Source organism: Actinocatenispora rupis, assembly GCF_016861975.1.
GTDB lineage: Bacteria > Actinomycetota > Actinomycetes > Mycobacteriales > Micromonosporaceae > Actinocatenispora > Actinocatenispora rupis.
Genome location: NZ_BOMB01000006.1, coordinates 50,741 through 61,153 on the forward strand (window position 1 = coordinate 50,741; position 10,413 = coordinate 61,153).

Annotated in this window: 10 protein-coding genes; 6 read left to right on the top strand and 4 right to left on the bottom strand. The window is 69.1% G+C overall.

Translation table 11 applies throughout. The annotated features are described in order from the left end of the window. Nucleotides 1-414 precede the first annotated feature (414 nt). The 5 genes from Aru02nite_RS05545 (at nt 415) to Aru02nite_RS05565 (ending at nt 4,499) form a co-directional block, all read left to right on the top strand. Nucleotides 415-1,008, top strand: a complete 594-nt coding sequence (locus Aru02nite_RS05545; RefSeq protein WP_203655443.1) for a DUF5994 family protein — start codon at nt 415-417, stop codon at nt 1,006-1,008. Nucleotides 1,009-1,275: 267 nt separating this feature from the next. Beyond that, nucleotides 1,276-1,665: an STAS domain-containing protein gene (locus tag Aru02nite_RS05550; protein ID WP_203655444.1), complete on the top strand. Its 390-nt coding sequence runs from the start codon at nt 1,276-1,278 to the stop codon at nt 1,663-1,665. A 427-nt stretch (nt 1,666-2,092) separates the two neighbouring features. Further along, complete coding sequence (locus tag Aru02nite_RS05555; protein ID WP_203655445.1) at nt 2,093-2,608, top strand: DUF5994 family protein; 516 nt, start codon at nt 2,093-2,095, stop codon at nt 2,606-2,608. Continuing rightward, nucleotides 2,605-2,772, top strand: a complete 168-nt coding sequence (locus Aru02nite_RS05560) for a hypothetical protein (RefSeq protein WP_203655446.1) — start codon at nt 2,605-2,607, stop codon at nt 2,770-2,772. The genes Aru02nite_RS05555 and Aru02nite_RS05560 overlap by 4 nt, the downstream gene beginning before the upstream one ends. 1,328 nt (nt 2,773-4,100) lie before the next feature. Further along, the gene (locus Aru02nite_RS05565) at nt 4,101-4,499 is read left to right on the top strand and encodes a hypothetical protein (protein ID WP_203655447.1); all 399 of its coding nucleotides are present in this window, start codon (nt 4,101-4,103) and stop codon (nt 4,497-4,499) included. A gap of 188 nt (nt 4,500-4,687) precedes the next feature. Here Aru02nite_RS05565 and Aru02nite_RS36470 read toward each other — a convergent pair whose 3' ends face one another. The 4 genes from Aru02nite_RS36470 to Aru02nite_RS05585 form a co-directional block, all read right to left on the bottom strand. After that, complete coding sequence (locus Aru02nite_RS36470) at nt 4,688-5,230, bottom strand: DUF5994 family protein (RefSeq protein WP_239076420.1); 543 nt, start codon at nt 5,228-5,230, stop codon at nt 4,688-4,690. 300 nt (nt 5,231-5,530) lie between these two features. Then, nucleotides 5,531-6,280: a GAF and ANTAR domain-containing protein gene (locus Aru02nite_RS05575; protein WP_203655451.1), complete on the bottom strand. Its 750-nt coding sequence runs from the start codon at nt 6,278-6,280 to the stop codon at nt 5,531-5,533. Continuing rightward, nucleotides 6,277-7,056: a GAF and ANTAR domain-containing protein gene (locus Aru02nite_RS05580; protein ID WP_203655453.1), complete on the bottom strand. Its 780-nt coding sequence runs from the start codon at nt 7,054-7,056 to the stop codon at nt 6,277-6,279. Before Aru02nite_RS05580 ends, Aru02nite_RS05575 begins: the two co-directional genes overlap by 4 nt. 26 nt (nt 7,057-7,082) lie before the next feature. Next, the gene (locus tag Aru02nite_RS05585) at nt 7,083-7,778 is read right to left on the bottom strand and encodes a GAF and ANTAR domain-containing protein (protein WP_203655455.1); all 696 of its coding nucleotides are present in this window, start codon (nt 7,776-7,778) and stop codon (nt 7,083-7,085) included. Between the two features lie 1,048 nt (nt 7,779-8,826). Here Aru02nite_RS05585 and Aru02nite_RS05590 point away from each other — a divergent pair. Further along, nucleotides 8,827-10,038, top strand: a complete 1,212-nt coding sequence (locus Aru02nite_RS05590) for a tyrosine-type recombinase/integrase (RefSeq protein WP_239076424.1) — start codon at nt 8,827-8,829, stop codon at nt 10,036-10,038. The last annotated feature ends 375 nt before the right edge of the window (nt 10,039-10,413 follow it).

A 10,413-nucleotide genomic window follows, 5' to 3' on the forward strand; every position in this document is an offset into this window, starting at 1 on the left:
ATCCAGCCCGGCGTCCCATCCTTGCCGGCGGACCGGGGACGCCGTCCGGTCCCGGTTGTCGGTGGCGTGCAGGCGAAACGCGTGCTCCTCGTTGTAGACGACGGTTCCTCGCCGGGCCCGGTGGTGGGCGCCATCGGCGTCGTCGACACGTCTGCCAGCTTGCCGGGCTTGTCGCCGCATCAGGAGCCGGCGAACCTCCGGATCGGGCGGTTCGGGGTTGAACCGCCACCACCATCGGCCACCACCCCGAACCCACGCCGCCCGCACACCGTCACGGAGGGCCAACAGGCGTAGACTCGAGCACACCGAGGACTCCTTGAACGTCGACCGCCACGCGAGTGGTGCCATCGCCGGCGTCGCCCTAGGCGAACCACTCGACCGGCCCCAGGCCAGGGGCCGGGTCAGGGGGCCGACATGGCTATCACCGCCAGCACCCCGACCAATCCATCGCCGATCGTCTCCGGTACCACCGATCCCGTCACCCGCGGCGGGCTTCGCCTCCGGATGGACCGCACCAACACCCGGCACGGCATCCTCGACGGCGCCTGGTGGCCGTATAGCACCGACCTCACCACCGAGCTGCCCGCCCTCATCACCGGACTCGATTCCTGGCTCGACAGCCCGCATCCCGGCCACAGTCAACACATCAGCCGCATCGCCGTTAGCCTGACCATCTGGGACAGCGTGCCGACCCGCATCATGTTCGCCGGCCGACGCGTCGTCGTCGCCTGGTTCGGCAGCATCGACGCCCACATCATCAGCGCCTCCTGCCCCAACAGCGACCGCTTCGACCTGCTCGTCATCCCACCGGACACCCCACACGAGTCCGCTCTCGCCGCGATGTCCAAGGCTACGGACGGCCGCAACACGTTGCGAGGCACCGAGATCCTCGCCGAACTCACACCGCTCCCCGCAACCCGCACCACACCGGACCGCGCCTGGACCCGACCCGACATCCGCCAACACACCGAATGGGAGACCGACGGCGGAAGCATCCGCATCCCTTAGACGTCGGTGCAGGTCGCTCGATCCTCCGGCATCCACGCTCCGGCAGGGATCCGCCGCGTCGATGGGGCACAACGGCGGTCCATTGGTGGCGAGCAGTCCCGGGCCGCCGGTACCGGCGCAGTTCGCCCGCCGGTGCGCAGCGCAGGGCGCGCGAGATTCCGGGCACCGCAGGGCCGTCGGCCACAGGTTGGTGCCACGGCAGCGAGCTAGCCTGGAACCTCTGGCAACCCGCGGCCACCGTGGCGCGGCGGGGTTTCATGGAGATCCTTGTCGGATGACCTCACCCCCCGCCCCTTTTCTGTCGTCGTGAAAGCCTGTGAGGCCGTGACTTTTTCTCTCACCGTGCGCCCCGGGTCTCCCCAGGCGCGGGTGGCGCTCAGCGGCGCGCTGGACACCGGCGCTGCCGATCACCTGCGGACCGGACTGTTCGGCCACATGCTTGATTGTCCTGTGCTGGTGGTGGATCTCGCCGACGTGTCGGCACTCGACCGCCGCGCCGCGGGCGTACTAGCGCTCGTCGCGCACGTGGCAGAACGCACCGGACATCAGATCCGTTGGGCCGCGCCCAGTCCCTCGGTACGGGCCCGGTGGGCCGGGCTGGGCAGCGACACCGGGATGCGCGTGTTCGAGTCTGTCTTCGCGGCCGAGACAGCCTGATGCCGCGCGGCGCGCGGAGCCGCCGCGCTGAGTATTCGCACACCGCTGGCCACCGACGGCGCCTCCGCTCGGCCTTGCCACGGCGCCACGGGTGAGCTGCCCGCGGGGTGGAGATTGCCGCATCGACCTTCGGCCCCCTCCCGAGCAGGGAACGTCAGCGAAACCTCCTGCCGGCGCGCCCACGACGGGATACCGCTTGTGCCCAGCCTCCGGGCGGCGCTCGCCGGCGCCGCGCTTCGCCCCGCATCCACCGGCACGAGCCCGAATCCGGGCCGCGGCGCCCGGTCAACCGGGCCCGGCCAAGAGTAGAGTCTTTGCTACCGAGGGTTTGTTGTGCGTCGACCGCCATGCCTGGGCGCCACCGCCGGCGTCGCCTTGGGCGAACTACCAACCATGGCCGACCAGGGCCCAGTCAGGAATACCACACATGGCCACCCGCTCACCGTCCGCACCGCCCCCGAACCTGTATCGCCGACCTGAGATCGCAGCGCCGCCAACCGTCGGCGGCTCGCTGCGCCTACGCATGGATCCCTTCCCCGCCGCCCGCGGTGCACCAGCCGGCATCTGGTGGCCCTACACGACCAACCTGACAGCCGAGCTCCCCGCCCTCGTCGCCGGCCTCACCGCCTGGCTCAACGACACCGGGCACGAGCTCAAGGTGCGTCGGATCACGGTGAACCTGTCGGCCTGGACCCACGTCCCCACCCGTACCGAGATCGCCGGCCAACCCGTCCGTATCACCTGGTCCGGAACCCTCGACCCACACATCACCCGCATCGCGTGCGCGCCGGACGAGCGCACCTTCCTGCTCATCACCCTTCTCGTCCTCCCGCCCGACACGCCCTATGGGCCCGGCCGAGCCGCGATGGCCCGGGGAGGTGGCACATCCGTCCGAGGCAGCCAGCCCCGAACGCAGACACAAGAAACGCAGGTACCCACATGACACGCACCACCGAAGACCGCCACCCCGGCGATGTGACCTGGCGGCTCCTCGACGACGGCGACCCCGACGAGAACAACGAGGACACCGCGCCACTCGCACACCGCCCGGCCACCTCAGAAGCGCCAGTTCCCGCAGACGCCAACGCGCGGGCAGCGCGCCGCTGAATCCGCGGGCATACGCCGATCTGGCCTGGCACATGTCCGCTCCGCTGCCCAGCAGCTCCGTGGCACCAGCGACCAGACCGCGCCGGATGACGAAGGTTCCGAAGGCGCCGCAGGCCGGGCGGGCTCCGAGCGGAACACTCGACGGTCCAGCCCACCCCTGCAGCGCCTGGGTAGCGGATGCCCGCCATCCACGGCAGCGACCACCCTCAACCAGAACCTCATCATTGACGGGCTGCCGAGGTCCGGGGCGAGGGGGTGACGGGTGGTGGAGTCTCACCGTCCGTCCCTGGCAAAGTCCAGGCGTCTGTTCGACGCCTTTCTCGGACTCAAGCCGCGGGTATCCGGGTAGCGTCAGGGGTGTCCGACCGGCGGAGGACTCATCGGCTGCCACGATCGGTTCCACGAAGTCGTCACCGATCTCAGGGTTGTCTGTCGCGTGCTGCATCGGCAGTACCGTAAGGCGGACGGCCGATCTTCACAGAGGGGGCCGCAAATGCGGCGATTCCCGATCAGCGCCGATGTCCCACGCCTCGACGAGACGTTCGTGGTCCGACGCTTCAGGTGGTGGCTGGCCACGAACGGCCGGCGGCGGGAATGGGCCCGGCGGCGTACTGTTGCCATTGCCGCCGCCCAAGACGACCTTCGATGGCGAATCGAGCACTGGCGCTGACTCGAAAGGACGGGCGCCAAAAGGCTGTCCTGTGATGATCTTGGTGGGTTGTACGGAAGGATCTCGTGGCGGCCCGTGCTACTCAAACGACCATCGTGAGAGTACGCATCAACGCCACGCCGGCGGCGGCGCACCAAAGCCTGCTGTGTGCGCCGGCAGTCACGCAGGATCTTCCAGGACTTCACGTGCGCGACAGTGTGCTCGACCCGGGCCCCGACTCTGCGGTGGGTGGTGTGGAGGTCCTGTTTCCGCTGCGGCAGCGGCGGTTCGCCCTCACGCGGGTTGCCGTAGAGACATGATCACCGCCGGGTTGCCCTGGTAGCCGCCATCGGCCATGACCGCCGCGCCCTGGCTGGCGCTGCTGGTCGACACCGGAGTCGGTCAACGCCCGGCAGTCGTTCCAGTTTCCGGGCAACGGATCCCCGACAGCAACGGTCAGGTGGTCACCGGTTTCTGCCGACGCGGCGAGAGGGTTGCTGAGTGGTGGGGGCGACCGCTTGGCAGCGTTGGGCTCCGGGAATTGCGCCAGGAGTCGCTCACCCGAACCATACGTTCGTCGGTGCACGGCGGATGGGGACGCGTGGCGCGGATCGTCGCCAGACGATCCAGGTCAACCCGTTGATGGCTCGCGCACGTGAAGGCGGATTGCGGAGGGCACATGAGCGTGGCGCGGGAGCAGCGGGTCGCAGCGACGTTCGTCGAGCTTGCCGACACACTCGTCTACGACTTCGATGTCGTCGACCTGCTGCACACTCTCGCGTGCCGTTCCGTCGAACTGTCGACATGTCGGCGGCGGGGATCCTGCTGGCCGATCCCGACGGGGCGCTACAGGTGGCCGCGAGTTCGGCCGAGCCGGTGCGATTGCTGGGGCTGTTCCAGCTGGAAAAGCGGGATGGCCGCTGTCTGGACTGCTACCGGACCGGCCGGGCCGTGGTACGACCGCGCACTCGTGCGCAGCTTCTGCGCTGAACACCACCTCAGCTACACCGAACCCGGGCCCGTCCGGTCCTACGCCATCGTTCTCAAACACCTCAACACCGTAGGCACCTCCATGTGAGACGACACCGCACCGGTCCCCGCTCGTCAGAGCCAACGCGGCCGTCTCGTCCGCTTCACCGGACCGCGCTGTCGGTGGCAGCGGGGGCTATCGACCCCAGCCCAGGCACCGAGCCTGGCTGACGGCGACCGAGAACGACGCGTACGCACCCTGGCACAGGTCCTCAGCGCACGGTGCATGGTTTCCAGTCATCGCCTGCCCTCGGATCTGGCGAGGATCTCGCTCGCACTACGGGGCGCCCACCGCGGGTCGGCCGCCAACCCCAGCGCTCGACGCCCAAGCTGTGCATCCGCCTCGCTCGGGATCACCAGAAGGAACACTGCCGTCCCGTGCCGGCAGTGGGCGACCAGCACATTGGCGAGCATCTGCCTGTTCCACCCGATGGGCACCTCGTTCCAGGTGTGATCCGGGTGAGAGTCCCAGTCGGCCCAGGACAACCGCAGCCATTCGATCAGCCCGAAGCGGCGTTGCAGCGGCGGGAACAGCTCCCGGAGCCCGCCGTCCAAGTTACGCGACCGCGGCCACCAAGCCCCGTCCACTTCGCCCACACCCCGGAGGGGCGCAAACGCCAAGCGCAGCAGTGACCCCACGACATTCCCCTCGCAACGGTGAAACGGCGAGCCTTGTTGCCGGACTGGCTGGGGCCGCGTGTCGTGGTCTGGGACACTCAGTCTCCACTGAGGCGACCTGCACCGGAAGCCGGGATGCCCAGCTCTCCAGGTACCAACCATAGACCTGGCAGACCTGGTCGGAGCCAGGGCGAGCCTGTTGGCTTGGCCATGAAGACTGCAATGGACGGCCGGCGCAGAGGCGGTGTGACCGGCGGACGCGGGGCGTGGTGAGGGCTGCGGGCGACGTGCGATGCGGTGACGCGGTTCGGACAGTTCCGCATCACCGCCGAGTCAGTCCACCAGAGGAGGGTCCTTGGCCGCTCGTTGTGGAGTGGTAGGGGACGCCATGTCGGTTGGTGCGGCGCCGCTCATCGCGGCGGCCCCAGGCGTGGGGAACAACGCCGTGATCCCCGCTGCTGATCACTCGGCGGAAATGTCGGCAGTACCGTCAACGACGTCGCGGGCGAGGGCGGTGAGGCTGTGGTGGTGGGCGCGGGCGTACCCGCGCAGTGCGGCGAAGGCGTCGTCCATGGACATAGCGCCGCGCTCGGCGAGGACGCCCTTGGCTTGCTCGATCACGATGCGGCTGGTGAGCGCGGTCTGGAGTTGATCGGAGACAAGAACGCCGTGATCGATCGTGCGGTGTTGGAGGATGCCGATCGTGGCCACGTCGGCGAGCGCTTGTCCGAGCTGCGCGGCGTCGGTATCCGCCTTGTCCGGCTCAACGTTGAGGAGGGTCAGGACTCCGACGATGTGGTCGCGGAGCCGCATCGGGAGCGCGTGGGCAGCGTGGAACCCGCACTCGTTGGCCGCCGCGGCGAACCGTGGCCAACGTGCGCGCTCGGCATCCAGGTTCGTGCAGATCACGGGTTCGGCGGTGGTGATGCAGTCGATGCAGGGCCCGTCACCGGTCTGGACCGCGAACTGTTCGAGAAGTCTGGTGTGCCGATCGGAGGCCGCGGCAACCTGAAGCTCGCCGCGCTGGTCGCGCAGGATGACGGCGGCTCCGTCGACGTTCAACAGGTCGGTCGCGTGCGCGGTGAGCATGGTCAGGAAGGTCGCGATGTCGAAGTCGGCCACGAGTGTGTCCGCCAACGCGACGAAGGCGCGGAAGGTCCGGTGTGCACGGTCGAGGGCTGTTTCGTCGGCGTTGTCTCGCAAGCGTGTCATCCGCTGGCTTCCTTGCTGGAGGGCGGTTGCCCGCTGCGACTGTTGCCGTGGCGGCCGAACAGTTCGTCAGGGTCGAGGGCCTGGTTGGCGAGGTCGTGTGCCACATCGGACATTCGCCGTCCGCTGCCACGCGCGTAGCGGCGGAGCAGCGTGTACGCCTCGTGCATGTTGAGGTTGCCGTGTTCGGCGAGGACGCCCTTGGCCTGCTCGATGACGGTACGGCGGTGCAGGGTCGCCTGGAGTTGCTCCGACACGATCTCCTCGCGGGACACCGCACGCTGTTGCAGGATCCCGATCGTCGCCACATCGGCCAACGCCTGACCGAGCTCGACGCTGGCCTCGTCGATGTCGCCTGGCTGCGCCCTCAACAGTGTCAGCGCACCGATGATGTCGTCGCGTAGCCGCATGGGCACGGCGCTCGCGGAACGGAACCCCGCGTCGACGGCGAGTCCGGCGAACTCCGGCCACCGGCCGGTGTCGGCGGACAGGTCCGGGCTGGCGATCACCCGGCCGCTGTGTACGCAGTCCAGGCAGGGGCCCTGCCGGGTCTGCGCGGCGAACACCTCCACCAGGCCGGAGTGCTCGGAGGAGGCGGCTGCCGGGCGCCATCCGCCGCGCTGGTCGGTCAGGATCACCCCGGCGGCGTCCACTTCCAACAGCTCGACCGCGCGCTCGGTGAGCGTGCCGAGGAAGTCGACAACGTCGAAGTCGGCGACCAGGGTGTCGGCCAACGACACGAACGCGGTCGCTAGGCGTTGGTCCCGGGTCTTACTCATCGCAGACGACCTTTCCTCACCGCGCGTCATGATGTTTCCGATTCGGGTTGGAAGCGCAGGGTGCGTCGGACCACTCGGCGCGCAACCTCGGTGATGGGCAGGTCGTGGGTGTAGGCGTATCCCCGCAGCCGCATGAGCGCCACGTCGGTCGTCGAGCCCAACTGCACCTGGATCATGCCCGCCGCCTGGTGTACCTCGGCGTGCGGATCGGCCAACCAACTCAGATCCGCGATCGCGTGCCCGTCGAGTTCCTGCACGATCTGCTCGGTGGCCAGATCCGTCAGAATCAACGCGTCCGCCAGCTGCGTGCGGGTCAAAGGCCCAGGCGCGTCCCGGTACAGATCCAGCGACCCCAACCGCACGACCCCGATCTGCAGCGGGAACGAGAACACCGCCGCTGCCCCGAGAGCGACTGCGGCGGGGGTGAACGCCGGCCACCGCGACTCCGCCGATGCCAGATCGGCCACCAACACCGGCCCGCCGGACTCGAACGTGTCCAGGCACGGCCCCTCGCCGACGGTCAGCTGCAGATCCTCCAACGCCGCGCTCGTCTCGTTCGTCGCGTGCACGAGTCCGCGACTCGGATGAGCATCGCCGTCTTCGTTGTGGACCAGACGGGACAACACAGTCGCGCCGGCCCCCGAGACTGAAACCTCCGACACGCACCGCGCGCACACCAGCCCCACCGCCGAGCCCGACGAAGCGTCGCGGTCAGCGGCCAAGAGGGACTGCAAGCGTTGGCGCCGCCTGGCCACCATGGAGCCCCCCGCCCTCCGGATTCCCTTCCAGCCTAATCCGATGCGACCCAGTGGGAACCCGGCGGTCGGCCATGTTTTGCCGATCTTGGGGTGGATCGGTCTTCGGTGTGGCACGGGCTGCGGCCGACCCCTTGCCTTCGGCTCGCTCGGCGCCCTGGCAGGCAAGGTAGAAGGCGAGCTCGGTTCCGTCGACACCACCACGACCAAAACGACATGTTGAATACACCCGCTGCCCATCATCCCGGCGCCGAGGGCGGTGGGCGGCACCGATCGCGCTGCTGTCAGCTCGATGACACTGCGGGTTCGAGCCTGCGTGACTCGACAGCTGCACGTCCGCTGCAGGCGCAGGCGGGCGAAGCGCCTACGTCGCTGCGCCAAGAGGTAGGGACCGTCGCGTGTTCCGGCTCGCGGTGCCGCGGACGATGCCGCCGCGTCACCTTCCGGTAGGTGCTGAGTCCGGGGTCCGCCCCAGCTACCACCGCGGGATGTGCCCGTCGCTGTTACCGCGTCCATCGGGTTCTCCACCCCCGGACGATGGTGTCGTGGCCGGCGCGGGCGGCTCGCCCAGTCGAAGTAGTTCGGTCAGCCGCTCGGAATGATCATGGCCACCTCTTTCAGGGGCGGCTGTCTCACCAATCGTCTCAGCACTCGGGCCCGAGACTGGCGGACGTTACTGCGCCGGCGCGAGCATCTGACTGCGCACCGCCCAGCACACGCGCCGGACGCAGACGCTGTCGCTCGCGCTTGTGCACGCATTCCCTGTCACTGTAAGGAGATCGCCATGTCTGCACCTGTTGGATCTGTGTACTTCCGGTGCCGTTGCCGTACCGCTGACGGTGAGGCGCTGGGTAGCTTGTGCCCGAGGCGGAAGAAGGCTGGGCATGGGACCTGGTCGTTTCGCATCGAGCTGCCGAAGGACCGTGCCGGGAAGCGACGACCTCGCCGCCGGGGCGGCTACCCGGACGAGACTGCGGCGCACACTGACCTGGATCATGTTCGCGCGCTGTTGGCGATGCCGGAGCCGGGTGATGAGGCGACCGCGGCGATCGTGGGCGACATTCTGGAGGCGGCGATCGCTGACCGGCAGCCGCTTCCCACCACCGAGGAGGTACGCCGGCGGATCCGGTCCGGGCTCGGCCCGGGTGACTATCCGCTGGTTGGCGAGTTCCTCGATCACTGGTTGGCCGACCGGAAACGGCGCGGGAATCTGTCGATGTCGACGTTCCGCACCTACGAGGCTGCGATCCGGCTCTACCACCGGCCATATCTGGGGCATCTGCGGCTGGATCGGTTGCGGCGCTGGCACATCCTTGACGAGTTGGACGAGATCGACACGTTCAACGCCCAGCTGTACACGATGCGCGCCAGCAGCGATCCCGCCCTCCGTGCGCTGGTGCGCTACCGGAAGCCGGCCGGGCCGACCACGGTGCGGCACCACATGCGGGTCCTGCACGCGGCGTTGAACTCGGCCGTGGCCGAGCATCTGATCGCCTCGAACCCGGCCGAGCATCTCGATCTGCCGTCGGGCAGCGACAGCCGCGCGCTGCTGTGGACGGACGAACGGGTCGAACGCTGGGAAGCCACCGGGCGAGTCCCGGGGCGGGTGATGGTGTGGACGCCCGAGCAGACCGGCCGGTTCCTCGACTACGCGATTGCCGACCGGCTGTACGCGCTGTGGTACCTGCTGGCGTTCGTCGGCTTGCGCCGCGGGGAAGCCTGCGGGCTGGAGCGCGGGGATGTCAGCCGCCGCACCAACACGATCACCATCCGCCAGCAGCTCCTGCTGGACGGGTGGACGCCGGTGCTGTCACAGCCGAAAACGGCTGGCTCGGCTGCCACGGTCCCGATCCCGGGCGAGGTGACCGACATCCTCACCGCACACGACATCGCCTGCGGCATGGCCCGCCACGAGGCCGGCACCGGGTGGCACGACAGTGAACTGCTGTTCACCGAAGCGGACGGCGCCCCGCTGCACCCGCAGAAGTTGTCCCGCCAGTTCTCCCGGATGGCGCGGGAGGCGGGGCTTCCGCCAATCTCCCTGCACGCCCTGCGGCACGGGGCGGCGACGCTGGCGTTGGAGGCCGGTACCGACATGAAGGTCGTGCAGGCGATGCTGCGCCACACGATGCAGTCGACCACCCTCGATCTGTACACGACGGTGTCCGACCAGCTCGGCCGGACCGCAACCAGCAACGCCATCGGCATCGTCCCGCGGAGCACCTGACCTCCGCACGCCGTCCCGCACGGCGCGGCGGTCGTGGCCAACAGACGGCCAACAGTTTCCCACAGGCCACCAACACCGGGTGGTGCTGTGAGCTTCGGCGGCTACGCTGCCCGCTTCCCCCCGCACCAACGCACCACCATCACGCCGCATCCGCGGCGGGCCCGGCGTCTGACTCGCCACCACCGGCACCCCCGGTAGGTCTGCGAACAGCACCGCCCGCCGTCGTTGCGGCCCTCGGTACCGGACGCAGCACGCGTCCGGCGCTCGCCCATGCCCATCTCCCCCAGGCCATCGCGCCACACGAGACCGGGCATTGCCCGTCTGCGACCGGAGCCGCGTGCCCCGGCGATTCCGCCTGCGCTCACGCGCACACCC